Genomic DNA, 25,559 nt, shown 5'->3' with positions numbered 1-25,559 from the left:
GAGGCTGTCCCCTCCAGGGGCCTCGGCGCGAGTGTCTTTTCAAGTCGGGTGCGTGTCGCCCCAGCGCTGTCGAGTCAGCTCGCGCACCCGGGCGTTCTCGGGGACATGTGCCAGGTAGCGCTCGCGCAAAGGGCCATCGGGAATCTCCCGAGCACGTGCGTGGATGCAGCGCAGGGCTTGCCGCAGCGCCGCCTCTCCGGCCGATGTATCGCCCAAGGCGAGGCAGGACTCCGCCAGCACCTGGAGCAGGCCCACCCGGGCCACGCCCTCGCCGCCGCTTCGCGCCAGCGCCTCCAGCGCGAGTGATGCCGTCCTCCGTGCCTCGTCGCAGTGCCCCCACGCGAGAAGCAGCGCACTCAAGTTCCAGCGCGCCTGGGCGAGGAAAGGCGCGAACAGCGCGAGCACGTCACACGCCAGCCGCGCGTGCTCCAGCGCTTCGGTGAGTCGCCCCTGGCTCGTGGCGACCCGAGAGAGCACGAGGTGCGCTGTCCCTCGGTGCACGAGGTTGGGCAGGCGCGCATCCACCCATTCGAGGACCAGGGCGCGGGCCTCGTCCTGGTGCGCGACTTCAGGGCTCCCCGCCAGCAGCAGCGCGAGCGTCTGCCGCGCATGGGTGATGGGGAAGAGCTGTCCCACGCGCAGCGCCAGCGCCATGCCTCGGCGCACCTGCTCCAGGGCCTCCTCGGTTCGTCCCAGGGCCATCAGCGCCTGGGCTCGCCAGGTGAGCGCGGCCACCTCGTCGCGCTCGGAGCCCACTTCCTGGAGCGCCCGCGCGGCCTGCTCCGCCCAATCCAGCGCGGTCCACGGACTGCCGGTCAGGCACAGGTCGCGAAAGCCATGAGCGATGCCACGCCAGCCCCTCACGACGCCGTCCCGCGCGATGACCTCCTGGCCCAGCCCTTCGAGGTGCGCGAAGCACGCGGTCACCTCGGGCATGTCTCCCAGGTAGGACGCCATGCAGCACGCGAAGCAGAGCGCCAGGAAGTAGGCCCCTCGCGACTCGGCGCCGGGGCGTGCGGCGCGCAGTTGAGCGCACAGCTCGACGACAAAGTCCCGATGCCCGCTGAGCGTGGAGCCCAGGCTGAGTCCACTGATGAGCCGGCTCCACTGCGCGCTGCCCGGCTCCAGGCTGGGCAACACCGCATGGCCCAGCTCGCCGAGCGTGCTGAAGTCATCCATCCAGAACGCGGTGGTGGCGCGCAGGGCTCGCAGCCGGACCCGCGCTTCCTCCGGCGGAGACAGCGCGAGGGTGGCGTCCATGCAGCGCTCCATGCCGCCCAGGTCATGCCGATCGAAGAGGTGCTCGGCGGCGAGGAGGAAGTAGGGGATGGCGCGCTCGGGCTTCGCGCCCAGGCGGAAGTGCTCCGCGAGGACGTGCGGATCCCGCTCCCCTGTCCGCTCCAACCAGCGCCCCGCGAGGTCATGCCCCGCGGCCTTGTCGTCATCCGGCACCAGGCCATGCGCCGCATCGCGCACCAGCGCGTGTCGGAAGCGATACTCGACCTGCTCGGGGAAGCGACTGGAGTCCTGGGGCTCCACCCACTCCAGGTCCACCAGTCGGCGCAGCCAGTGCTCCAGCTCCGCGGGAGGCATCGCCTCGCCCAGCAGCGCGAGCACGCCGTTGCCCCAGAAGGCGCGCCCGTAGAAGCTCGCGGCCAGCAGCACCTGCCGCGCGCGAGGCTCCAGTCGCCCCAGGCGCGCTTGAATCATGGCGAGCACCGTGCGCGGCGCGGCTTCTCCGCGGCCCTCGGCCTCGCCTCGGATCAGCTCCTCCAGGAACAGCGGATTGCCCGCCGCGTGCTCCACGAGGCGCTCGATGACCGCCTCGGGAACCTCCGCGCCCAACACCTCGCGCGCCAGTCGTGCCTCGGCCTTGCGGCTCAGTCCCCGCAGCGGCAGCTCTTGCATGCGCCGCGCGCCGGACGTGGGGAGCAGGTGCTCCACGTCAGGGCGAGCCAGGGCCAGCACCATGAAGGGCTGCTCGGCCAGCTCGCGCAACGTCTCGTCCAGCAGCCTCACGGTGTGCGCTTCTCCCCAGTGCAGGTCCTCCAGGACGAGCAGCACCGGCTGCTGCGCGCACTCGGCGCGGAGGAACGTCACCAGGGCCCGGCCGACCTGCGTGCTCAGGAGCTGCGGGTTGCCACGCGCGGCGCTCAGCCGGGGATGGTGAGACTCCGGGAAGGGCACACCGCACAGCTCGCCCAGAAAGCCTGTCACCTCCGCCTGGTGCGCGGCGGGCAGGTGCCGGCCGATGCGCTCGGCCAAGCGCTCACGTCGAGGGCCGAGAGGCTCCGCGCCAGTCATCCCACACAGGCGCCGCAATGCCTGTCCTATCAGTCCGTCCGCGGAGCCAGCGCTCATCGGGTCGCCACGGCCGAGCAGCTCCAACACGGGCTGCTCCTGCCTGCGCAAGCGGCGCAGGAACTCATGGCGCAGCCGCGACTTGCCCAGGCCCGCCGGCGCCTTCACCAGCACCGCCTGCGCGGAGGACTCCTGCACGCAGGTGTTGAAGGTCAGCTCCAGCAGCGCCAACTCCTGCTCACGGCCAACGCAGGGCGTGGGCTTGCCGAGCAGCGGGCGTGACTCGTCGGCATCCACCTGTGCGCCGCGAAGCAGGAACAGGTCCTCGCGCGGACGCGTGAGCTGGAAGTCGGGGCCGAGCAGCCCCGCGGTGACCTCATCCAGCAGCACGCGCGCGGACGGCTCGGTGGGGAACTGCTCCCACTGGTGCATCAACTGCCCGGCGCGATCCACCGCCTCGCCCACGGGCAGGGGCGCATCCAGGCGTCCGCGCCCCGTGGTGAGCACCACGGCGGCCTCGGGACACCGCTCTTGAAGAAGCAGCGCACACCGGGCCACGAGCGCGGCGGGGTCCATCGCGGAGCCATGGGTCGCGGCGAGCGTGACCACGAGCGCGCCATCCGCGAGCAGCTCCACCTGTGCGCCGTGTGGCGACAACACCTGGCGCAGGGTGTCGCGCAAGGATTGCCATGTCTCGCGCGGGCTGGCAACGGACGGACGCGGCATGGCCAGCAGCACGCTGACGAGCTGCTGCTCGGCGCCCAGCAGGACGCGGGGCACGCTCTCCGGCGAACCCGCGAGCGGCTCCGCCTCCGAGGCCAGGAGGGACGTGGACTCCAGCAGGGTGACCAGCGCGCTCGCGTCTGGGATGCGATGTGCTGGCTGCTTGGCGAGCATGCGCTCCAGGAGCGCCTCCAGGCCACGCGGCAGCTCGGGACACCGCGCGCGCACGGGTTCGGGCTGGGTGAAGAGAACCTTGGCGAGCGCCGCGACGAAGTGGGGCGCGGCGAAGGGCGGCCGGCCCGTGAGACATTCGTAGAGCACGCAGCCCAGGGAGAAGATGTCCGCGGCGGGCGTCAGCGCCTCGTGTCCGGAGATCTGCTCGGGGGCCATGTAGCCCGGCGTGCCCAGCACCATCTGGTGGGCTGTCATCGCCACGGAGGGCCGCACGCGCCGCGCGAGCCCGAAGTCGAGCAGCACGACCTCCTCGGTCCGTCCGTTGCGCAGGAAGAGGTTCGAGGGCTTGAGGTCGCGGTGGATGACGCCGTGCGCGTGGGCCCGAGCGAGCGCCCGCGCCGCGTGCGTCAGCACCTCCAGCGCCTCGGTGGGACTCAAGCGTCGCCGCGCGAGTCGCCGCGCGAGGTCCTCGCCCTCCAGCCACTGCATGGCGAGAAAGGGCGGGCTCTCGGCTCCGGTGCCATGGGCCACGTAGCCGACGATGCCCGGGTGCTCCAGCTCCGAGAGGAGCGTGGCCTCGCGATGAAAGCGATGCAGGGCCTCGGCGCTGTCCTCGTGGAGCAGCTTGAGCGCGACGGTCCGCCCCGAGCGGAGATCCGCCGCGCGGTAGATGGAGCCCATCCCGCCGTGACCGATGAAGTCCGTCAGCGAGAAGCGCTCGGCGATGAGGGTGGCGGCGGGGAGCACGGGCAGAGGCGCCCCGGCGGGCCGGGCTGGCGGCATGGCGCGGAGTCTAGGGCGTGCGCCACGGGCGGCCTATCTCCGCGTGTTCGGGTGACGCGCCGCCGTAGCCGCGACACGCGTGAGTCGGTACCTCCCGCCTGCGGTCCGCGCGTCTCTCGGGGAGAAGGCCCGCTGGCATGGGGGCTGCTCAGGGCGGCGGCGTGATGACCGCACGAGACAGAGGTGGGCCCGACCCAGGCACCGCGCGGGTGCCAGGCGAGTGCGCGAGCGGCGTGTTCGTCGCCCGCCGTCGGGCGTGGCTGCTGACCCACGCGAGGCGGGTGTGTCGCAACGGCGCGGACGCGGAGGACCTCGTTCAGGATGTCCTGCTGCGCTTCCTCCAGACCTTCGGTGGGCCCGCGCGCCGGCCGCGTGACGCCTCCTGTGACGCGTGGCTCGTCACCACGCTCACACGACTCTTCTATGACCTGTGTCGGAAGCGGCGGGTCCGCGCGCGCCAGGAGAATGACCCCTGCCTCCCGGGCGAGGTGATGGGCGGGCAGGTCGACAGCGCGTCACCGCGCTTCGAGGCCATCACGGACGAGCAGTTCGCCCGAGCGCTGCGAGGCCTGAGTCCGAAGCTGCGCAGCACGTTCGAGCTTCACTCCGCGGGACTGAAGTACCAGGACATCGCGGCGTCGCAGGGCATCTCGGTGGGCACGGTCTCCAAGCGGATGCATGACGCGCGAGCGAAGCTGCTCGCACAACTCCAGCCCACGGTGCTCGCGGCATGAGCGCGTCCTCATTCCAGGCGCGACGGGCGCACGGGGCTTGTGCTCACATTCCCTCGCCGTTTCCCGAGCGGGAGCCGGCGAGTGGGAGGATGTCGATGTACGAGGAGTTCTCGGCCCTGGTGACGGGGCTGCATGCCGCGAGGCACTTCGAGCAGGCCGCGCGGCTCACCCTGCGCGCCATGCTGGAGCGGGCACAGCGACACCTGGACGCCAGCCTCTTCGCCGGACAGGGGCGACTGCTGCGCGGGGTGGTGCACCTGCGTCCGGCGGATGCCTATCGCCGGTTGGTGGCGCTGGAGTGGGAGCCCCACGCGCCGGAGTCGAACGCGGAGCTGACGGATGGACCGCGAGCGGCTTTGCTCGCCTCCGTGTCCGCGTGGCGGGCCGTGATGGAGCACGGCGGCGCGGTCTCCCTCAACGTGGGCCTGGGCACGCTGCACCCTCACGCTGCCCGAGCGCCCAGCACGCTCGCGCCGGCCCTCCTCACCCACGTCACGCAGGAGAGTCAGCAACGGCTGCTCAGCCGAGAGGCCACCCATGTCTGTGTTCTGCCCCTGCGCACGGTCGGCGGGCGCATCGATGGAATGCTCGCGTTGGAGGCAAGCTGCCCCTCCGCGTTGGACCAGGAGTTCCTCTGGCGTGAGCTGAGTGATTCGCTCCAGCTCGCCGCGGACGTCGCGGCGCCATACCTCGTAGGCCTGCCCTGGCGCCCGAGCGCCACGCCGGAGCCCGATGCGTTCCTCCCCGTGGTGGGCCCATCCATGGCCCCCTTGGTCGACGTGCTGCGCGTCTTCGCTCAGCAGGAGGAGACCTTGCTCCTCAGCGGCCCCACGGGCGCGGGCAAGTCGCGGATGGCGCGCTGGTGCCATACCCAATCGTCGCGGCAGGAGGGGCGCTTCGAGAGCCTGGACCTGACGATGATCCCCGAGGAACTCCAGATGGCGGAGCTTTTCGGATGGCGGCGCGGCGCCTTCACGGGCGCGGTGCGAGACAACCCCGGCGCGCTGATGCGGGCGCGGGGCGGGACGTTGTTCATCGACGAGATCGACAAGCTGTCGCTCAAGGCCCAGGCGGGGCTGCTGCACGTCCTGGAGGAGCGCACCTTCCGCTCGCTGGGCGATGCCTCGGGGGAACACGCCGCAGAGGTCCGCTTCATCGTGGGGACCAACGCGGACCTCGCCGACGCGGTCCGCAAGGGCGCCTTCCGCGAGGACCTCTACTACCGCATCAACGTCCTGCCCGTGCGGCTGCCCGCGCTGGACGAGCGCAGGGATGAGATTGGCGATTGGGCGCGCTACCTGCTCGAGCGCCATCACCGAGAGAAGCGCTCGGAGTGCGTCGTGCGGCTGGCCTCGGGAGCAGCGCAGCGCCTGGAGCAGAACGCGTGGCCGGGCAATCTCAGACAGCTCGACAACATCGTCCGCCGCGCCTACACGCTCGCGTGGATGCAGCAGGGCGGCATGGGGCCAGAGCTGGAGGTGCGCGAGGCCCACGTCCAACAAGCGCTGGCCTATGAGGGTGGGACGCAGCGCTCGCTGCCCGAGGCGATGTGCCAGACCGCGCGCGTCTTCGTTCAGGAGGCGCAGCGAAGACAGGCGCCGTTGGACATCGACTTCGCGGAGACGCTGCGCGGCTTCGTCCTGGCGGAGGCCGTGCAGCAGGTGGGGCGAGACGAGGCCTTCCGGCTGCTCGGGCGCGCGTCCCTGGTGACGAGCCGCAATCACCTCAAGGCGCTGCGCCAGGAGGTGAAGAAGGCGGAGGCCCTCTGCACGGAGATCGGGCAGCCCGTGCCCGGCGTGTTGACCCAGGCGAGCTGAGCGGGCTCAGGTCCCGAACACGTGCGCGCGCGCCGCCTCGGCGATGGCGACGACGGAGGGGTGGCGCAGGCGCCGCTCCACGGTGATGGCGTAGAAGCAGGTCTCGATTTCATCCGTCCGGCCGATGACGGAGACGTTGAGCTGGCGGATCACCTCGGCCTCGGTGATGGAGGGCATGGCGAAGACGCCGTGGCCCGTCTGCCCAAAGGCCTGGAGCATGGCGCTGTCGTCGAAGTCTCCCGCGATGAGGGGACGCAGGCCCTGTCGCTCGAACCACAGGTCCAACGAGCGGCGCACCGAGGATTCATCGGAGGGCAACAGCACGGGCGCGCCATCGAGCGAGCGCGGAAAGTCTTTCTTCAAATGGGCCAGCCCGCTCGCGGCGAAGAAGGTGACGCCACACTTGCCCAGCAAGTGATTGAACGAGCGCACGCTCACCGTCTCCGCGCCCGGCGCGTCCGCGAGCACCACGTCCAGCTCATGCAGCGCCAGGGAGGCGAGCAGCTGGGGCAGCGGCCCTTCGCGGCAGATGACACGCAGCGAGGGACCGGCCTCGAGCGCGGGCTTGAGGAGCTGCTCGGCGACGAGCTTGGGGATGACGTCGAGCAGCCCGACGTTGAGTCGCGCCTGCTGGCCCGCGGGGTGGCCGGCGACCACGTTCTTCAACTCGTTGCCCAGCCGGAAGATCTCGTCCGCGTACCGCATGACCGTGCGGCCCACGTCGGTGAGCGCCAGCTTGCGGCCCTGGCGCTCGAACAGCTTGTGGCCCAGCGACTCCTCCAGGAGCTTGAGCTGGCTGCTGATGGTGGGCTGCGCCAGGTGCAGCTCCTCGCTGGCCTTGGCGATGCTGCCCGCTCGCGCAACCGTCCAGAAATACAGGAGATGGTGATAGTTGAGCCAGGACATGAGTTAGAAATAACCGAAGGATAACGCTCAAACTACCTCATTTTCTCATGGACGCCTTCCGCTTATCTCTTGGGCGTTCGCGCGCAGTGGGGGCGCGGGTGACTTGCAGGAGGGCTGTCCATGGAAGCGATGGAGGTGAGTGTGACCACGACGAAGTGCCCGGTGCAGGGGGGAAGCGGGCCGCAGGTGGAGGCGCGAGTTCGCGGCCATCTGGAGCTGGTGCAGCGGCTGGCGTGGAAATACCGCTGGACGGGCCTCCCGCTGGACGAGCTGGTGGCGGAGGGGAACGTGGGCCTGATGGAGGCGGCGAGCCGCTTCGAGGACCGAGGGATTCCGTTCGGGGCCTATGCCCAGCAGTGGATCCGCGCGCGGATCCGCGCCTACGTGGCGCGCAATTGGAGCGTGGCGGGCGGGCGGGCGCCGTGGGTGGTGTTCCAGCTTCGGCGGGAGCGCGCGCGGCTGGAGGCCCGCTGGGGGGAGGGGCACCCGGAGGTGGAGAAGCGGCTGGCGGACGTGCTGGGCCGGAAGGAGGAGGACGTGGCGAAGGGCGCCGAGGGGCTGGCCAAGGACGTGTCGCTGGACGCTCCGGTGGGCCAGGACGGGGAGGTGACGCGGTTGGAGCAGCTCATGGCCGATGACGTGTCGCCGGAGGAGTCCGCGGACCGCACGCGGTGGGTGGCGAAGCTGCGCGAGAGCGTGGAGGAAGCCTGGCCCGAGTTGGACGCGCGGGAGCGGGCGCTGGTGGAGGAGCGGATGCTGGTGGAGGAGGGGGCGAGCGCGGAGCTGCTGGCCCGCCGGTTCGGGGTGACGGCGGTGCGCATCCGGCAGATTGAGCAGGCGCTGCGGACCAAGCTGCGGCACCGGCTCACCGCGAGTTGTACGGCCTGGGACGGTGAGGCGCTGCGGCTGGCGGCTTGAGGTGAAACTGGGGTGGAAAGAGGTTGACGCCGCCAGCGTCTGCCTCTACAAGCGCGGTGCTTCTCGCAGCCGCGTTTCGCCCAGGTAGCTCAGTCGGTAGAGCAGGGGACTGAAAATCCCCGTGTCGGTGGTTCGATTCCGCCCCTGGGCACACAAGTTGGAAAGTCTTCAGGGCTTTGGACCTCCGGTTCAAAGCCCTTTGTCTTTTGGGCATCAGGCTCTGGCTCCGGTCAGTCGTCGAGCGAGTCGAAGCAACTGCTTGCCAACCAGGGCAGGTCCTTGGCTCCGCCATGCGAGAGGCGCTCGGGGACCGGCTCCTTCGCGGTGGGCTCTGGCACGTTCTCGGCGATGAGCGCGCTCCCTGTCACCTTCTCGAGCCCCGAGGCCCAGTACTGCCAGCGCCCGTCATAGCGCGGCCGCGTGGTCAGCGGCGGCGTCACGGAGGTGGGGCACTCGAGCGACAGCGTCTCGATGAACTCACAGCGGGCGTAGGGCCTCTGGGCTTGCTCTTTCACCGTCCACACGTAGAGCAGGGCCCAGGCGTCCTCTCGGATTCGGAGGGCCCAGACATCTCCTTTGGCGGGCGGACGGCGCGGCAGTGTCTTCTTTCGCTCCGCCGCCCCGGGCTTCTTGGGGGCTGCCTTCTTCTTGGCCGGCGTGTGTGCCGCGGGCTGCTCCAGCGGTGGCAGCGGCATGTCCCGGCTCAGTCCAAACAGAGTCTGGGCATTCGTCCACTGCACTCCGTTCCGGCCTCGCCAGAAACCCAGGGGCGCGTCGACCTCGACCCGGACGCTCGGCCGTTGATCTCGCTCGGCGAAGGAGACGAAGCGCGTCGCCATTCCCTCGTGCGGCGGGGCTTCGAGCACGCCCGCGAAGGCCAACGTCTCCACGATGGATCGCGCCGCTGCCTTGTCCAAGCCCAAGGCTTGCACTGCGCCGAACGCGCCCCCGGGAGGGGTATCCGGGGCCAGGCCATCCAGGACCTTCACCACATGCGCAAGCCGAGCCTTGGCGAGGGGCGTGGGCACACGCGTCTTCCAACTTTCCAACTGTCCCAGGGCCACGAGCGCCCACTCGATTCTTCCTGGGATGCCCGAGCCTCCTGTCTGCCATTGCGCGAACATGCTCGCGGGACGCACGAGCAGTTCGGGCGAAAGTCCACACACGCGGCACCACGCCGTGGCCGGGTCCTCCCTCGGAGAGGACATGGGATGCGCCGGCATGCCGTGCGCGAGGAGGACGGCTTCGAGAAAACACCCATGCGGCGGCGCGCCCACGTTGTCGAGGCTGCTCACGAAGGCCTCGACACCTTCAGCGATGGTGTAGCGCTCCCGGGCCGCCACGACAGCGGCCACGGCCTCGTCATGCGTGAGCCGGAGGCTCGTGTTCGGGTCGAGTCCCACGCCACGAAGCCAGTCCAGGTCGCTCGCGGCCAGGGTCTTCGGAATGTAGACCGTGTTGTGTCCGCCGGGGTTTCGCGGCGAGAAGATTCGCTCGAGCAAGGAGACCGCCCGCTCGACGTCCTCGGGGGCCAGCGATGGGAATGCCTGGAAGGGGAGTGCTCGGTGGGCTGCCATGGAGCGAGCCTATCCTCGCTCCTCGGTCCCTGAGTCATCCAGGCACGGTGCAGCGGCCTTGTTCCGGGTGCCCAGGGGCCGAGCGCGTGGCCCTCCCGCTGCCGCGTTCGAGCGCGGCCACAATCAATGGAGACCCGGACGGCAGATCGTTACGTTGCGCCGTTCTCTCTTTCCCCCTCTGGACGAAGCGCTCATGCCGACTCTGTTCGACCCCATCACCGTGGGCGACCTGCCGCTCGCCAACCGCGTCGTCATGGCTCCGCTGACGCGCAACCGCTCTCCCAACGCGATCCCCCCGGACATCGCCGCCACCTATTACGCGCAGCGCGCGACCGCGGGGCTGCTCATCAGCGAGGCCACCGCCATCTCACACCAGGGCCAGGGCTACGCCGACGTGCCCGGCCTGTACCACCCCGAGCAGCTCGCGGGCTGGCGGCGCGTGACGGACGCGGTGCATGAGGCGAAGGGCCGCATCGTCGCGCAGCTCTGGCATGTGGGGCGCGTCTCGCACCATGAGCTTCAGCCGAACCACGGGGCTCCGGTCGCGCCGTCCGCCATCGTGGCGAACGCCAAGACCGTGCTGCTTCGCAATGGGGCCGCTGAGTTCGTGCCCACGTCCGTGCCTCGCGCGCTGGAGCTGGCGGAGCTGCCGGGCATCGTGCGCGACTACGCCACCGCCGCGCGCAACGCGGTGACGCTCGGGGGCTTCGACGGCGTCGAGGTGCATGGGGCCAATGGCTACCTGCTCGATCAGTTCCTCAAGAGCGGCTCCAACCATCGGACGGATGCCTACGGTGGGAGCATCGAGAATCGCGCCCGCTTCATGCTGGAGGTGATGCGCGCGGTCGTGGATGCCATTGGCGCGAAGAAGACAGGCATTCGCTTGTCCCCGGTCACGACTGCCAATGATGCGTTCGATGCCAACCCGCAGCCGCTCTTCGAGTACGTCGTGCGCGAGCTGGCGAAGTGGGACCTGTCGTATGTCCATGTCATCGAGGGCGCGACGGGGGGCCCGCGCGAGCTGCCGGACCGGCCATTCAACTACGCGGCGCTGAAGCAGGCGTACCGCGACGCCGGGGGCAAGGGCGCGTGGATGGTGAACAACGGCTACGACGGCGCGCTGGCGAAGAAGGCCGTCGAGGATGGCGCGGACCTGGTGTCCTTCGGTCGCTCGTACATCTCGAACCCAGACCTGGTGCGTCGCCTGCGCGAGAACGCGCCGCTGGCGAAGCTCGACAAGACCACGCTCTACGGCGGCGGAGCGAAGGGCTACATCGACTATCCCACGCTCTGAGCGCTGACCCGGTGCCCCCTGGGTGTGTTGTGCCGGGGGACACCTGGGCTCGCGGTGGTCGCGGATGGTGACCTCGGCTCGACAGACGTCCAGGGCCGCGGCCTCGCTGGTGCCAAGGTCAGGAGCCGGGTCTCCCAACCGCATCCTCAGGACGCGGCGGAGACCACGGTTCCTTGGGCGAGGGCGCAGAGCTTCTCCTCGCCGTTGTTGACCGCGAAGATTTCGCATTGGCAGACGGCTTGCTTCTTTCCCGTTCCCTTGGCCTGGGCCCTGGCGATGAGCAGCGTTCCCACCGCGGGCCGCAGGTAGTTGATCTTGTACTCGGAGGTCAGCGCGTTGCCTCCCAGGGCCAGCCCTCCGGCGAAGGTGATGGCGTTGTCCGCGAGGTAGCTGAGCACGCCTCCGTGGACGAAGCCGTGCTGCTGCTTCAGGTGATCGACGATGGGCAGCCGGAGCTCCGCGGTCCCGGGGCCCGCGCTCGCCAGCTGAGCGCCGAGGAACTGACTGAAGGGCTGGGCTGCGAAGACCTGCCGCGCGAACTCTTGAAGGTCATCCATGGTGTGGGTCTTCCTGGTTCGAAGGTGCGAAGCCGGGAAGCATGGGATGGGCTCCCGTGAATCCAAAGTGGAATGTGGGCGAGTCGACCCCGCCCGCGCATCCGTTGGGCACGAGACTCGGGGATGGGCCTCCCAGGCGCATCGGCCCGCCCCTCGGCGGAGGCTCCTGTTGGCGAGCATCTTCGGCCCATCCCGTGGGGTGGGTCGTCAGCCCGTGGCGCCATCCCTACGCTGCGCCCCCGTCCCAGTCGTCATCGCGCAGGCGGTGACCGTGCCACCGAACGGGGGAGTCATGCGCATCGCCTTGGGAGTGCTGCTCACGCTGGCGCTCGTCGGCTGTCGTCGAGATGAGAGCGAACTCCGCACACAGGCGGAGTGGCTCTGTCACTACAACCAACTCACGTCACCGACGCTCGAGTCCTTCCCCGAGGGAGTCCAGCCCTCGGAGCATCTGCGAAAGGAAGACCTGGAGTTCCTCCAGAAGCATGGCGCTGGAGGCAATCCCATCTCTCAGGGCATGAAGGCCGCGCTGGCGCCTGGGATGCAGGCGCTCGCCGAGGGGATGTCCAAGCACACGGACTGCGAGGTGACGGTGATGGCCGTGAGCGATGACTCGGCCATGGTCTCGGTCAAGCGCCTCCATCCGGACCTTGGTCCGACGGACTTCTTCGGCAGGTTGGGCGAGTTGACCCAGATGGGCTCGAAGGAGGCTCGCCTCGCTCGCGTCGATGCGTGGGCCCAGGCGAGCCCGCGACGGGAGACGACCCATGCGCTCTCGTTCGTGCGGACGCAGGACGGCTGGCGCGTTCGGTACGACCTTCAGGCCCAGGCCGAGGAGCGCAAGCGCGCTCAGGCCGTGGCGGAGCTGAAGTCGCTGACCCAGAAGAAGCTCGCGGCGGAGAAGGCTCGCGTCGAGCTGGCGCGCTTCCCGGTGACGCGGTCGCTGTTCCGGAAGGTTGCGGTGCAGTCCGGAGAGAAGAAGCCCCTCATCGACATCTCGGTGAAGAACGACCTGGAGCAGCGCATCTCACATGTTGCCTTCCGAGGTGTCTTGACTGGGCCCGCCAGCTCGACGCCCGTGCTCCAAGCGAACTTCGAGTATGCGATTCCCGGCGGGCTGGAGCCGGGCGCCTCCGCGGATTGGACGCTGTCTCCCGGAGTTGAGAGTGATTGGGGGCGCGTGGCGGAAGCTCCGAACCTCAAGCTGGCCCTGGAGGTGGTGCGGGTCGACGGCGCCGATGGTCGCCCGCTCTACTCCGCTGAATTCGGTCCGGCGGACCAGCAGCGCTTGAGCTCGCTGGAAGCCCGCTTCAACCACTGACGCGGTTGTCTCGGTGGTTGGCCCGTCAGGGCTTCGGGTGCCAGTCGTAGCCGCACCAGAAGCACTGGCGGGCCTTCGGTGTTCTTACAATCCGATTGCACTGGCCACAGCGGTTGATGTGGATGTCCTGGGCGTGGTCCTTGAGCACACGGTTCCGGAAGTTGTGCTCGGCCGCATCGAGTCCATCTGCTAGCGCGGCGTTCACTTCAGGATCGTCCCATCCCTCCCACTTCCGCCTGACGCTGTTCTCCGGCGCTGTTGTCCGCGGGAGGGCCGAGCGCCTTCCGTGGATGGACCTGAAGACGCGACGGTCCAGGTTCGTGGCGAAGCGTTGGTAGTTGTGAATCACGTACCATGTCAGCTCCTGCTCCTCGTCATACGGACGGGGACTGCGATTGGGGAACTCCGACATGGCTCGTGTGTAGGTCACGACCCACGTGCAGGCAATGCGGGGGTGGATTCGTGGGTCTCCGGGGAAGTCCATGGGTGGGAGTTCGTTGCGGAGCGGACGGGATTCACTCTGACGTGGATGGCACTCCCCCGAGACAGGTAGGGTGCGCCTTCGGAGGAGTGCCCAGGCAATGGACGTGACTGCGGTGGCGGAGTTGGAGAAGGCGGGCGTGAAGGTGGATGACCCCATGCGCCTGTTCGTTCCCGTGGAGCGGGATGAGCAAGGGCAGGTGAAGACCGTGGGCGACCTCGTCCCCGTGCGCTTCGGAGACACCACCGCCCACGTGACGCTCCAGTCCATCTCGAAGCTCTGGACCGGGAACAAGCAGCCGCCCAACTTCACCAAGGCGCCGCCCCCGGACTACCAGCCGTTCTTCTTCCTCATCGAAACCACCGCCGCCGCGTTCTGCCGCGCCACCGGCCGCGCCGAGCCGGACCAGGAGTTCGAGCAGCTCTTCCGCCACCTGCTCCGTCGCCCCGACGGTGAGGCGAAGAACCCGCTCTTCTCCCACCTGCGCGCCGCCGCTCGCCTCTACATGTCCCTGCGCGACGTCAGCGAGGCGGAGTTCGAGGCCGTCGCCCAGCGCCTCCATCAGTCCGCCAAGCACTACAACACCCACGTCGGCAGCACGAACTACTTCCAGCACGTGCTCCGCGAAGTGCTCGGCGCCTGAAGTGACGGGGCGGCGAGCCGACCGCTCAGTGGCCGAGGAAGGGAGTGCGTCCCGTTCTCCCCCTGCCTCGGCCCCGTCAGGCGGTGAGGCCCGTACGCGGGCAGGTCCTTCCCGTGGCCCTGTTCGCGCTTCGGGGGCGTGACGGCCGGCGACGCGACGACCGCTTTGGCTCCAGTTCCCCGCGACGGATGCACGGCGACTCGCCGTGGGTTCGCGCCAGAGACACCCCCCTTCTGTTCCTGATTGCGGCAACCCGCCGAGTCGTGTCTCCCTGCGCCCATGTCTCCGCGTTCGCCAGCTCGCACGTCATCCGCCGTCTCGACCTGGCTCACCCGGGAGGCGCTGGTCGAGATGCTGGGCCCGGCGCGGCTCTCGACCGCGGAGCTGTACCTGTCGAGCTATCCCTCGGTCGCCTGGGCGGCGACGGCCCATCGCATCCAGGGGCAGTTCCGTGTCGCGGGGCGCCCGCCGCTCCAGACCGTCGTCTCGAGCGATGACCTGGGGCTCGTCTTCGAGTGCCAGTGCGAGGACTATCTGGCGGAAGGGAGCTGTGTTCACGCCGGTGTCCTGGCCCTGCTCTGGTTGCAACGGCACGCCCGCGCCGCCCCTTCATCGGAGCGGCCGTCGGATGCGGAGTCGTTGACGGAGTGGCTGGAGGCGCGGCACCTGTCTCGCGCCGCTTCGCTGCGGCTCTCGGTGGTGACGCCGCACCTGCCTCCCTCGTTCAGTCGGCACCTCACCCACTTCTTCGGTGAGGACAAGGTGGTGACACCGCTGCTGGGGAAGCTCTCCAGCCGGTACTTCGTGGAGCACAACCTCCCGCCCATCACCCAGGCCGCTTGGGATTGGCTCGACGCCGAGGCCGAGCGCGTGCGGCTGGGGCTGGAGCGGGAGGCCACGGGCGCTCCTCGCGCTCCACCCACGGACTCGCGGCTGCTCCCTCTGGTGCAGGCGCTCCAGCTTGCTCGGGAGCGGGTGCGCGCGCAGGCCATGCCGCGCGTCCACGGTCCGCGTCTCTCGGTCGTGCTCCAGGACCGGCCCGTCCGGCTGTGCGTCTCCGAGCCCGAGCTGGTGGCCTGGTCGAGTGGCCTTCCCAGTCATGGCGTGGACCTGCCGGGCTTCGTGGAAGTGAATCCGGTGGGACTGCTCGACGGTCGCGCGGGGCTCGCGTGTCCTTGCTCTCCTGGCGTCGCCGAGCCGGCGTGCGTCCACGCGCTGTCTGCCATTGACGCCGTGTTGGACCAGCTCGCTGACCCGAAGGCCGCGGAGAGCAACGCCCGGCTGGCCGAGCTGCTCTTCGTGGTGGCGGGTGAGGAGCTATTGACCGCGTTGGAGCGGACCGCCGTGGCGGTGACCGCTCATGCGCCGGGAACTCGCGCGCTCGATGTCTCGTTTCGAGTCGAGGGCGGCGCGGATCGCGTCCCCCTGCGCATCAGGGTCTATGTGCACCGCCCGCTGAAGAAGGGCGGGATGTCCGCGGGCGCGCTCCTGGGCTTGCGAGAGGTCGACGAGGCGCGGGCCGTGCTCACTGGACCCGGAGAGGCGGAGGCGCTCGCGCTCATCCAGTCCGCCGCCTCGATGTCCGCGCGCTTCCATGATGCCGCGCATCCCGTGCATGGCTTCTATCTCCAGGCGTTGCGCCTGCTCGCGCGCAATCCTCGCTTGCGCTGGGCGGAAGAACCGGAGGCTCCGCTGCGAGTGCGCGAGGCCCCGCTGGGCTTCGCCGTGGAGGACGACGAGGGCACGCTCCGGCTGCGCCCCGCCATCGAGGGCACGGTCGTCGGCATTGACGCCTTGCAGGCTTCGCCCGAAGACTCCACCTGGCCGCAGCCGTGGCTGCTCATGGAGCCGGAGCTGCCCCGCCTCACGCTCGTGTCCGTGCCTCCCGAGGCGCGGCCCTTGCTCGACACACTGCGCACCCAAGGCGCGCGCCTGCCCAGCACCGCGCGCGAGGCGCTGCTGGAGCGCCTGTCCGGATTGGAGGCGCGCTTCGCCCTGTCCCTGCCCGCGTCACTGGAGGCCCACGAGGTTGAGGGCTCCACCGCGCTCGTTGTGCGACTGCGGCCCTCGGGTGAGGCGGGATTGTCGGGCGGGGTGTATGTCCAACCGCTCCCGGAGGCGCCTCCCCAGCCTCCCGGCGCGGGGCCCGAGGTGGTGCGAGGACTGCGCTCGCGCCAGCGCGTCATGGTGCGCCGCGCGTTCGAGCCTGAGCGTGAGCGCGCCGATGCCCTTCTCGGACGTCTGGGATTGACCGCGGGCGAGTATGTCTTTCATCGAGACGACACCGAGGCCGCGCTGACGCTGCTGGAGTCCCTGGAACCCCTGGCGGACGCGGGGGCGCTGCGCGTCGAGTGGGAGGAGCAGGCGTGGTCGGTGGTGCGCTCGCCCGATGCCTCGAAGCTGCGGGTGGAGGTGGTGCGCCAGAACGACTGGTTCGGCGTGAAGGGCGGGGTGCAGCTGGAGGGGGAGCGCGTGGAGCTGGCGCTCCTGCTCGATGCGCTGCGGCGGCGTCAGCGCTACGTGCTGCTGGGCCCCGGGCGATGGTTGCGCCTGACGGAGGCCCTGCGTGAGCGGCTCCTCCCGCTGGCGGACCATGCGCAGCCGACGCGGCAGGGCGTGGAGGTGAGCGCGGCGGCGGCTCCGGTGCTCGATGCGCTGACGGAGGCGGGCGCGAGCGTGAAGGCCCCCGCCGAGTGGCGCACGCTGGCCGCGCGCATCCGCGAGGCCCGTGACTTGAAGGTGTCCGTGCCCCGTGGCCTCAAGGCCGAGCTGCGCGACTACCAGCGCGAGGGCTTCGTCTGGCTGGCTCGGCACGCGGAGTGGGGCGCGGGCGCGTGCCTCGCGGATGACATGGGCCTGGGCAAGACGCTGCAAACGCTGGCGTTGCTGCTGCATCGCGCCAGCGAGGGGCCGGCGCTGGTGGTGGCGCCCACGTCCGTGTGTGGCAACTGGGTGCGGGAGGCGGCGCGCTTCGCTCCGTCCTTGCGCGTGCACGTCTGGCATGAGGCGGATCGCGACACGCTGCCCGCACAGCTCGGACGCAAGGACGTGCTGGTGATGAGCTACGGCCTCCTGGCGCGCGACGCGGAGCGGCTGGCCTCGCTGACGTTCGCCACGCTGGTGGTGGACGAGGCCCAGGCCATCAAGAATCCAGACACGGTGCGGGCCCGCGCGGTGCGCGCCGTGAAGGCACAGGCGCGCGTGGCCCTCTCCGGCACGCCCGTGGAGAACCGGCTGGCCGAGCTGTGGAGCCTCTTCCACTTCCTGTTCCCGGGGCTCTTGGGGGGACGCGAGTCCTTCCGCGACCGCTTCGCCCAGCCCATCGAGCGCGACCGCGACCCCGAAGCGCGGGCCTCGCTGGCGCGCGTGGTGCGTCCCTTCCTCCTGCGCCGCACCAAGGCCCAGGTGGCGCGTGAGCTTCCTCCGCGCGTGGAGACCGTGGTCCCCGTGACGCTGTCGGATGCGGAGCGGCGGCTCTACGAAGACACCCGGCTGGCCGCGCTGGCGCGCATGGGCGTGGGCACTTCGGGACAGGACATTCGGTTCGAGCTGCTCGCCGCGCTCACGCGCTTGCGACTCGCGGCGTGTCATCCGCGCCTGGTGGACGGTGAGTCGGGGTTGTCCTCCGCGAAGCTGGAGCGGGTGCTGGAGCACGTGGAGGCACTGCGCGCGGAGGGCGGCCGGGCGCTCGTGTTCAGCCAGTTCGTGAGACACCTCTCGCTCGTGCGGGAGGCCCTGCTCGCGCGGGGCCTGTCCGTGCTGTACCTGGATGGACAGACACCGGCCGCGGAGCGACAGGCGCGCGTGGACGCGTTCCAGCGCGGCGAGGGCGAGCTGTTCCTCATCTCCCTCAAGGCGGGTGGCACCGGACTCAACCTCACCGGCGCGGACCATGTCCTCCACCTGGACCCGTGGTGGAACCCCGCGGTGGAGGACCAGGCGACGGACCGGGCGCACCGCATCGGTCAGACGCGGCCCGTCACGGTGTGCCGGTTCGTCTCGGAGGGGACCATCGAGGAGGCCATCCTCGCCCTGCACGCCGAGAAGCGCGACCTGGCGGACAGCCTGTTGTCCGAGGCGGATGGGGGCGGCGCGCTGTCTTCGGAGCAGCTCCTGGCGCTCCTGCGCTTCAGTGGAGACACCGCGCGGGAGTGACGCCGCGTGAGAGGGGCAGGGCACCTGGCGGGTTCTGGAATATCGTGCGACTTCGCCCGTTCGCGGGCCTCGTCCCCTGCTCAGGAGCAAGGATGTTCCGTCAGCCGTTGTTGTGGTCCGCGTGCCTGTCGTTGCTGGCCGCGCCCGCCGCCAGCGCCCAGTCAGGCCGGGTTGCCCCCCGGCCTTCCTCGGCCTCCGCTACGCCCAAGCTCGGGGCCGGCGTCGAGGCCCGCACCTTCAAGAACGGCCTCAAGGTCATCGTCTGGCCGCACCACGACATCCCCAATGTCGCGCTGAACAACTGGTTCCGCGTGGGCAGCCGCAACGAGCGCCCCGGCATCACCGGCCTGTCTCACTTCTTCGAGCACATGATGTTCAACGGCGCGAAGAAGTACGGCCCGGGTGAGTTCGACCGCGTCATGGAGGCCAACGGCGGCGCCAACAACGCCTTCACCTCCGAGGATGTGACTGTCTATCAGGACTGGTTCCCGGTCTCGGCGCTGCCCGTCATCCTCGACCTGGAGGCGGACCGGCTGCAGAACCTCGCGTTTGATCCGCAGGTCATCGAGTCCGAGCGCGGCGTCGTCTACTCCGAGCGCCGCTCGTCCGTGGACAATGACAACACGGGCTCGCTGATGGAGCAGGTGCAGGCCACCGCGTTCGTCGCGCACCCGTACCAGATTCCTGTCATTGGCTGGCCCTCGGACATCGAGTCCTGGCGCATCGAGGACCTCCAGCGGTACTTCAAGACGTACTACGCCCCCAACAACGCCACGCTCGTCATCGCGGGCGACGTGCAGCCCCAGCAAATCTTCGCCCTCATCGAGAAGACGCTGGAGCCCATCCCCGCGCAGCCCGCGCCCGAGCCCGTGCGCACGAAGGAGCCCGAGCAGCAGGGGGAGCGCCGCGTGGTGGTGAAGAAGTTCGCGCAGTCTCCGCTGCTCCAGCTCGCGTACCACGGGCTCGCCGCCAAGGACGCGGACTCGGAGGCGCTCGACCTGCTCGTGCGCATCCTCTCGGACGGTGACTCGTCGCGCCTGCATCGGCGGCTGGTGGAGGAGGAGCGCGCGGCCATTCGCGTGCGCGGCTCGTTCTCCGGCGGGTTCGACCCCTCGCTGGTGTGGCTGCTCGTGGATGTCCCGCCCGGTGGAGACCTCGCGAAGGCCGAGGCGCTCGCCACGGAGGAGCTGGCGCGCGTGGCGCGTGAGGGCGTCACGGACGCCGAGCTGCGCAAGGCGCGCAACATCGCCCTGGCCACCTTCTGGCGTGGCCTGGAGACCAACGATGGCCGTGCCCGCGAGCTGGGCGCCACCGAAACGTTCCGAGGCGACTACCGCCAGCTGTTCGACGCGCCCGCGCGCTACGAGAAGGTGACGCGCGAGCAGGTGAAGAAGGTGGCCGCGCGCATCTTCGATTCGCAGCGCCGCACCGTGGGCTGGCTGGTGCCCACCGATACGCAGGAAGCCTCCACTCCGGCCGCGAAGGACGCCGCGCGATGAACCCCTCGACTTGCTTGAAGCCCGTCCTCGCCGCGCTGCTGCTCGGCTCGCTGCCCACCTGGGCCATGGCCCCCGCCGCGTCCGCGCCCGCGACGTCCGCGCCCGCGGCCCGCTCGGGCGTGAAGCTGCCCCAGGCCACCATCGTCACGCTGAAGAACGGCGCGAAGCTCATCCTCGTGGAGCGGCGCGAGCTGCCGCTCGTGTCCTTCAGCGCGTGGCTGAAGGGCGGCGCCATCACCGACCCGGCCGGCAAGGAGGGCCTCTCCGCGCTCACCGCCGAGCTGCTCCAGAAGGGCGCTGGCGCGCGCGATGCCCGCCAGTTCGCCGAGGCGATGGAGGGCGTGGGCGGACAGATGGAGGTCGTCGCCGGCCGCGAGGCGGTCATCCTCTCGGGTGAGTTCCTGGCGCGCGACACCGGCCTGATGGTGGAGCTGCTCTCGGACCTGCTCACCCGGCCGCGCTTCGACGCGAAGGAGCTGGAGAAGACGCGCGAGCGCATGGTGTCTGAGATTGCGTCCAACAAGGACGGCGACCTGCGCAACGTGGTGGGCACGTACTTTAATGCCTTCCACTTCGCGGGGCACCCGTATGGCAATCCAGTGGGAGGCTCGGAGGCGTCGCTGGCCGCGCTCACCCGCGAGGACGTGCAGGGCTGGGCCAAGGCGCACCTGGGCGGGGACCGGCTGGTGCTCTCCGTGGTGGGTGACTTCGATGCGCGCGCGCTCGCCGCGAAGCTGGAGGCCGCGCTCGGCGGCTGGGCTCGCGCGGGACAGCCGGCGCCCACGGTGGCGGCCACGGCGCCCACGAAGGGTCGCCGCGTGCTGCTGGTGGACAAGCCGGACGCCACGCAGACGTACTTCTGGATTGGCAACACGGGCATCTCCCGCACGGACGCGGACCGCGTCGCGCTGGAGCTGGGGAACACCGTGCTGGGTGGGCGCTTCACCTCGCTGCTCAACAGCGAGCTGCGCGTGAAGACCGGCCTCACGTATGGCGCCCGGTCCATCTCGTTCCCGGGCACGCAGCCGGGGCCGCTGGTCATCTCCTCGTACACGAAGACGGAGACCACGGGCCGCGCCATCGACCTGGCCCTGGACATCCTCGCCCGCTATCGCCAGACGGGCATGGATGACGCCACGCTCGCGTCCGCCCAGGCCTACGTGCTGGGGCAGTTCCCGCCCAAGCTGGAGATGGGGCTCGCCGTGGCCACCAAGCTGGCCGAGCTGTCTTTCTATGGGCTCGACCATGACGACGTGGATGGTTTCGCCGCCGCCATCTCCGCCTCCACCCGCGACGGCGTGCGCACCGTCCTCCAGCGCGTGCTGCCCGCGCCCGAGAACCTCACCTTCGTCCTGGTGGGCAAGGCCGCTGACATCCGCGAGCTGGCGCGCAAGTACGGCCCCGTCACCGAGATGAAGCTCGCTGACAAGCGCTTCGCCCCGGCCCCGGCCCGTTAGGTCCTGAACAGTCCTTCATTCCCAGACGAAGGACTGTTCATTTTGCATCTCAGGAAAGGCTCGCGAGTACGTCTTTGCTCGCGAGCCTCGTGGGTCCGTCGTGCCCCGCGAGGCGTGTTCTTCCTTTCCTGGAGGTTGCATGTCGTTGCGTCGGTTGTCGTGGGGGATGGTGTCGCTGTGTGCCGCGTGGCTGGGCTGCGCGGAAGGAGACCCGGGGCTGGAGAACGGGCCCGCGGGCGGAGAGGCCACGCTGAACGCGGATGGGAACCCCGCGCAGGTGGAGGGTGTTCCGCTGCTGCCCGGCTGCGGGGAGATGGACGCGGGGGTGCCCGAGGGGGGCACGGTGCTGGTGACGCGCACCACGCGCTTCCACACCGCGGTGGGCGTGGCCCTGCGGCAGGAGACCGTGGCGCCCGAGTCGGTGGAGCTGCTCATCCCCGATGGCGTGGGCTTCACGCGCATGACGGGCACGGCGGTGGAGGGCGGTGGCGTGCGCTTCACCGGCGTGCCCTCGGGCGCGCACTACCTGCGCACGGGGAGCCTCTATCTCCTGGGGGACGCCACGCACGTGGACCTGGGCGTGAACCGGGTGGGGCGCTCGGACGCGGTCTACTCCGCGTTCAGTGACTCGCCGGCCCAGGTGAACCTGGTCAACATGGAGCCGTGGCAGGACTACCGCTCGATCAACGCGCCGGGCACCTCGGTGCAGCTCACGTCGGGTGACGTCGACCTGTATGCCCCGTCCGACTTCGGCATGGACACGCCGGTCGCGGGCCAGACGTTCGTGCTCAGCCGCGATGGCCACATCTACAGCAACACCGGCTACACGCTGCCCGTCTTCGACGCGGACAAGGGCGACCGGCTGTATGTCAATCAGCTCAACACGCTCGACGCGGGCACGATGCCGGATGGAGGGCCCCTCGCGTACACGTCCGTGGTGAGCAGCGTGCGGATGGGGACCTTCTCCTTCGCGCCGGATGGCACCACGCCCATGCCGGTGACGGGGGTGATGCAGGCGGTTCCCCAGAACGACTTCTCCGTCGAGTGGCGGCTGCCCGCGTTCACCCAGTGGACCTCGGCGGTGAACCCGCAGGCCACCGCGTCCATCCCGCTGCTCAGTGTCTATCCCGTGGCGCACGGCCTCCAGGATGGCTGGGTGGGTTACACAGGGGAGCTGATGACCCTGACGATGCCGCGCGGGGCGTCGTGGGACGTGGCGCGCCGGCTGTCCTACGGCAATCCCTATCCGTCCAGTTGGGGTGTCCTCGGGTCCGCCACCTACTCGTTCCGGGCGTCTACGCCCGTCACCACGGACTCCGGGCTGGTGTACTTCCCGAGTGGCAGCCTGGGCGTCATCGACACCTTGGACAATTTGATCGCGGGGCCGGTGGTGCCGCGCATCTCGCCCCCGCGCGAGCTGACCATCGATGGCGTGAACGCATATGTGCCGCGCGCCGTGGGGGCCACCAGCCCCGTGTTCGCGTGGCAGTCGCCCGTGATGGGCACGCCCACGGCCTACCGTGCGTCGTTCTACAAGCTGTCCGGCATGGACTATCCGCAGGTGCGTCTGCGCATCATCGTGCCGGGCTCGGCCACCCAGTTCCGCGTGCCGCCCAACACGCTGGAGCCGGGCAGCACGTACTACGTCCGGCTCATCGCGGATGGCTCGCCCCACTATGAACCGTGGCGCGCGCCCAACACCTCCGGGGAGCTGCTGCCCATCTTCACGGCGGACACGTTCAGCGCCACCTTCACCACGCCGTAGTCGTCTGGCTTCAAGGGGTGCCGGCCCGCTCCTGTGCGTGGTAGCGGGTCAGGCACTTCTGGTAGCGCGTGTCGACCGAGCGCGCGAACCACGCGGTGGTGCGCTCCGAGCGCAGCTTGGGGCTCTTCAGCGTCACCTCGGGGAGCTGGGCGTAGGCGGGCGTCTCTCCTGTCCGCCTCGCCGCGGCGCGCTTCACGGCCCGCCACGTGTCGGTGGACTCGAGGTCCAGCGTCTTCTCCGCGCGCACGTCGCGGCGCACCTGTCGCTCGGAGAGGTCCGGCGCGAAGCGCTGTCGGAAGACGAGCAGGGCGCGCAGGCTCTGGCTGTCCTCGTCGCGCGGCTCGCCTTGTTTGTCATAGAGCTGGAGGTCGCCATCGGTCGCGAGCCCAAGCCCCGTGAGCTGACTCACCTGGGACTGGAGCGCCGCGTTGCGCGAGGCATAGAAGCCCGCGTTGTAGTCCGCGAAACGGAAGAGGGGCTCGGGGTACGCGGCGTCGAAGCCCAGCAGGCGCGCCGTGCCGTAGCGCACGCCGCCCGCGCGCGTGTAGAGCGACTCGCGGACCGCCACGGGGTCCGCGTCCTCGCCCGCCTTCTCCAGCGCGTATTGCACGCTCACCTGCATCGAGCCCGCGGTGGTGATGGGATTGAGGTCCTCCAGCTTCTGCGCGCGCAACAGGCTGCTGGCCAGGTCCGCCGCCGCGAACGTCTTCGGATACGTCTGCTCCCCGTACGCGAGCATGTCTCGGAAGAGGCGGTCCAGGTCTCGCTCCGTGCGCAGGGCGCCGAGCCGCGCGTCGAACGAGCGCGTCTGTCCCGGGGCCTTCGCGGCCAGCACCTCCGACAGCAGGCGCTTGCCCAGCGGCCCCAACCTCCCGGCCTCCGCATCCAGGCGCTGGCGCACCAGGCGCGCCAGCCCCGGCACCGCGGGATCCGCCTGGAAGCCTGACTCCTGCTCGATGATTGCCAGGACCGAACAGACCGCCGGAGGCGAAGGCGGAATCGCCTCCTGCTCCAGCGCCGCGAGGACATCCGTGGCCCAACCCTCGCGGTCCTTCACGGTGCCAGGAATCAGACCCGCCACCTGCGAAGCGGTGAGCAGCGGCGGCGGCGGCACCGAGGGCAGCGTCACTTCCTGTCGATGGGCGCACGCCGCGAGTGTGCACAGCAGTCCCAGCAGGGACATCCACGTGCCCCGAGCGCTCCTGATGCGTCGTGTCGCCGTCATTCCTGGCATCAACCCAGACCGTCCCACGCGCAGTCCCTGTGTCCCATGTGACAGGTGATACATCCGCTCGGCGGGCTTCACGTCCACTGGAAATCACCTGAAACACTTCACGGAAAATCAATCAAGTCATGCAATTCGTGAAAGTGTCATGATTCATGCAATGTGGGAGAGAGTGTTTAAAGCGACTTTGTCTAAAAATCAGTTGATCTACTGTTTCCAGGTGTGTCAGGACTTGGGGGCCGTTCTTCACGGAGGTATTGCGTTGGCTCATCGAGTTTTGAAGACGTTTGGCGCAGCTTGGCTGGGAGTTTCCCTCGCGGCCTGCGGTGCAGCGGACCAGACCGGTGGTGGTAACGAGACCCCGGCTCCTCAGTCTCCGTCTCAGGAGAAGGTGGCGGGCCAGGACATCCAGTCGACCCTGGAGGCGCTCGGTGGCGCCCAGGTGCTGGGTGTGCACCCGGACGGCATCCCGGACACCATCCGGGGCGAGCTGGGCCGCGTGGAGCGGACGCTGTCGGTGCTGTCGGTGGGCCAGGCCGCGGCCCCCGTGGTGTCGATGGTGGCGCCGGCCTTCCGGCTGCGCGCGCAGGACATGGTGTTCCGCAAGTCTCACACCGACGCGCAGGGCAACCAGCACCTGCGCTATCAGCAGACGAAGGACGGCCTGGAGGTCATCGGCGGCGACCTCATCGTCCACGTTCGCGCGGATGGCACGGTGTACATGGCGAACGGCTCAGCGCGTGACGGCGAGAAGGTGTCGTCGCAGCCGCGCGTTGCCAGCAGCGGCGCGTCCGCCGCGGCGCTGCGCTCCACGGTGGGCTCGGGCCTGTCCGTGAAGGGCGAGCCCCGTCTGGTGTACGTGCGCAGCGAGGCGGGCAAGCTCAACCTCGCGTGGGAAGTGAAGGTCGTGGGCCAGGGTGACGGCATGCCCCTGCGCGACCGCGTGTACGTGAGCGCGCTGGACTCCTCCACGCTGATGCGCGTTCCGGAGATCCACACGGCGCTGAATCGCCAGGTGTACTCGGCCGGAAACAAGGTCGTGCAGCCCGGTACGCTCAAGCGCAGCGAGGGCCAGGCGGCCACCGGCGACGCGGTCGTGGACGCGAACTACGACATGCTGGGCTACACGTACGACTGCTACAAGCAGAACTTCAACCGCGACTCGTACGACGCCCTGGGCCACACGTTCATCAGCACGGTGCACTACGACTCCGGCTACGTGAACGCGT

17 protein-coding genes and 1 tRNA gene are annotated in these 25,559 nt (G+C 69.7%); 12 read left to right on the top strand and 6 right to left on the bottom strand.

All coding sequences use genetic code 11. The features are described from left to right. Nucleotides 1-39: 39 nt before the first annotated feature. A complete protein-coding gene (locus JGU66_04850; GenBank protein MBJ6760080.1) occupies nt 40-3,981 on the bottom strand; it encodes a protein kinase in 3,942 nt (1,313 codons plus the stop codon). A gap of 137 nt (nt 3,982-4,118) precedes the next feature. On the opposite strand from JGU66_04850, the gene JGU66_04845 reads away from it, so the two are divergent. Both JGU66_04845 and JGU66_04840 read left to right on the top strand, forming a co-directional pair. Then, nucleotides 4,119-4,715, top strand: a complete 597-nt coding sequence (locus JGU66_04845) for an RNA polymerase sigma factor (protein MBJ6760079.1) — start codon at nt 4,119-4,121, stop codon at nt 4,713-4,715. Between the two features lie 95 nt (nt 4,716-4,810). After that, nucleotides 4,811-6,532, top strand: a complete 1,722-nt coding sequence (locus tag JGU66_04840; protein ID MBJ6760078.1) for a sigma-54-dependent Fis family transcriptional regulator — start codon at nt 4,811-4,813, stop codon at nt 6,530-6,532. 6 nt (nt 6,533-6,538) lie between these two features. On the opposite strand, the gene nhaR is transcribed toward JGU66_04840, so the two are convergent. Continuing rightward, on the bottom strand, nt 6,539-7,438 hold the full coding sequence (gene nhaR, locus JGU66_04835; protein ID MBJ6760077.1) for a transcriptional activator NhaR: 900 nt from the start codon (nt 7,436-7,438) through the stop codon (nt 6,539-6,541). 120 nt (nt 7,439-7,558) lie between these two features. Here nhaR and JGU66_04830 point away from each other — a divergent pair, with 120 nt between their 5' ends. After that, nucleotides 7,559-8,356 (top strand): sigma-70 family RNA polymerase sigma factor, encoded by a 798-nt coding sequence (locus JGU66_04830; GenBank protein ID MBJ6760076.1) that lies wholly within the window; start codon nt 7,559-7,561, stop codon nt 8,354-8,356. 78 nt (nt 8,357-8,434) lie between these two features. Further along, nucleotides 8,435-8,507, top strand: a tRNA-Phe gene (locus JGU66_04825). A 79-nt stretch (nt 8,508-8,586) separates the two neighbouring features. Here JGU66_04825 and JGU66_04820 read toward each other — a convergent pair. After that, a complete protein-coding gene (locus JGU66_04820; protein MBJ6760075.1) occupies nt 8,587-9,933 on the bottom strand; it encodes a hypothetical protein in 1,347 nt (448 codons plus the stop codon). 193 nt (nt 9,934-10,126) lie between these two features. On the opposite strand from JGU66_04820, the gene JGU66_04815 reads away from it, so the two are divergent. Then, nucleotides 10,127-11,227 (top strand): alkene reductase, encoded by a 1,101-nt coding sequence (locus JGU66_04815; protein MBJ6760074.1) that lies wholly within the window; start codon nt 10,127-10,129, stop codon nt 11,225-11,227. A gap of 146 nt (nt 11,228-11,373) precedes the next feature. On the opposite strand, the gene JGU66_04810 is transcribed toward JGU66_04815, so the two are convergent. Next, nucleotides 11,374-11,784 carry a PaaI family thioesterase gene (locus tag JGU66_04810; GenBank protein ID MBJ6760073.1) on the bottom strand — a complete coding sequence of 137 codons (411 nt, stop codon included), beginning with the start codon at nt 11,782-11,784 and terminating at the stop codon, nt 11,374-11,376. A gap of 292 nt (nt 11,785-12,076) precedes the next feature. On the opposite strand from JGU66_04810, the gene JGU66_04805 reads away from it, so the two are divergent. After that, nucleotides 12,077-13,105 carry a hypothetical protein gene (locus tag JGU66_04805; GenBank protein ID MBJ6760072.1) on the top strand — a complete coding sequence of 343 codons (1,029 nt, stop codon included), beginning with the start codon at nt 12,077-12,079 and terminating at the stop codon, nt 13,103-13,105. 25 nt (nt 13,106-13,130) lie between these two features. Here JGU66_04805 and JGU66_04800 read toward each other — a convergent pair whose 3' ends face one another. Next, a complete protein-coding gene (locus tag JGU66_04800; GenBank protein MBJ6760071.1) occupies nt 13,131-13,310 on the bottom strand; it encodes a hypothetical protein in 180 nt (59 codons plus the stop codon). A 376-nt stretch (nt 13,311-13,686) separates the two neighbouring features. On the opposite strand from JGU66_04800, the gene JGU66_04795 reads away from it, so the two are divergent. The 5 genes from JGU66_04795 to JGU66_04775 all read left to right on the top strand — a co-directional run bounded on the left by JGU66_04795 (nt 13,687) and on the right by JGU66_04775 (nt 23,105). After that, nucleotides 13,687-14,229: a hypothetical protein gene (locus tag JGU66_04795; GenBank protein ID MBJ6760070.1), complete on the top strand. Its 543-nt coding sequence runs from the start codon at nt 13,687-13,689 to the stop codon at nt 14,227-14,229. A 351-nt stretch (nt 14,230-14,580) separates the two neighbouring features. Beyond that, nucleotides 14,581-18,384, top strand: a complete 3,804-nt coding sequence (locus JGU66_04790; GenBank protein ID MBJ6760069.1) for a DEAD/DEAH box helicase — start codon at nt 14,581-14,583, stop codon at nt 18,382-18,384. 92 nt (nt 18,385-18,476) lie between these two features. After that, nucleotides 18,477-19,883 (top strand): insulinase family protein, encoded by a 1,407-nt coding sequence (locus JGU66_04785; GenBank protein MBJ6760068.1) that lies wholly within the window; start codon nt 18,477-18,479, stop codon nt 19,881-19,883. Beyond that, nucleotides 19,880-21,340, top strand: coding sequence for an insulinase family protein (locus tag JGU66_04780; GenBank protein ID MBJ6760067.1), 1,461 nt, complete (start codon nt 19,880-19,882; stop codon nt 21,338-21,340). The genes JGU66_04785 and JGU66_04780 overlap by 4 nt, the downstream gene beginning before the upstream one ends. Before the next feature lie 139 nt (nt 21,341-21,479). Continuing rightward, entirely contained in the window at nt 21,480-23,105 is a 1,626-nt protein-coding gene (locus tag JGU66_04775; GenBank protein MBJ6760066.1) for a fibronectin type III domain-containing protein, read from the top strand. A 10-nt stretch (nt 23,106-23,115) separates the two neighbouring features. Here JGU66_04775 and JGU66_04770 read toward each other — a convergent pair whose 3' ends face one another. After that, a complete protein-coding gene (locus JGU66_04770; protein MBJ6760065.1) occupies nt 23,116-24,330 on the bottom strand; it encodes a DUF1615 family protein in 1,215 nt (404 codons plus the stop codon). A 262-nt stretch (nt 24,331-24,592) separates the two neighbouring features. Between JGU66_04770 and JGU66_04765 the strand changes: the two genes are divergently transcribed. Then, nucleotides 24,593-25,559, top strand: a 967-nt coding sequence (locus tag JGU66_04765; GenBank protein ID MBJ6760064.1) for a peptidase M4, incomplete at its 3' end; no start/stop codon positions are given.

It is taken from the genome of Myxococcaceae bacterium JPH2 (assembly GCA_016458225.1).
Lineage (GTDB): Bacteria > Myxococcota > Myxococcia > Myxococcales > Myxococcaceae > Citreicoccus.
Note: the sequence above shows the minus strand (reverse complement) of the source record. Positions and strands in the feature narration are given on the sequence as shown.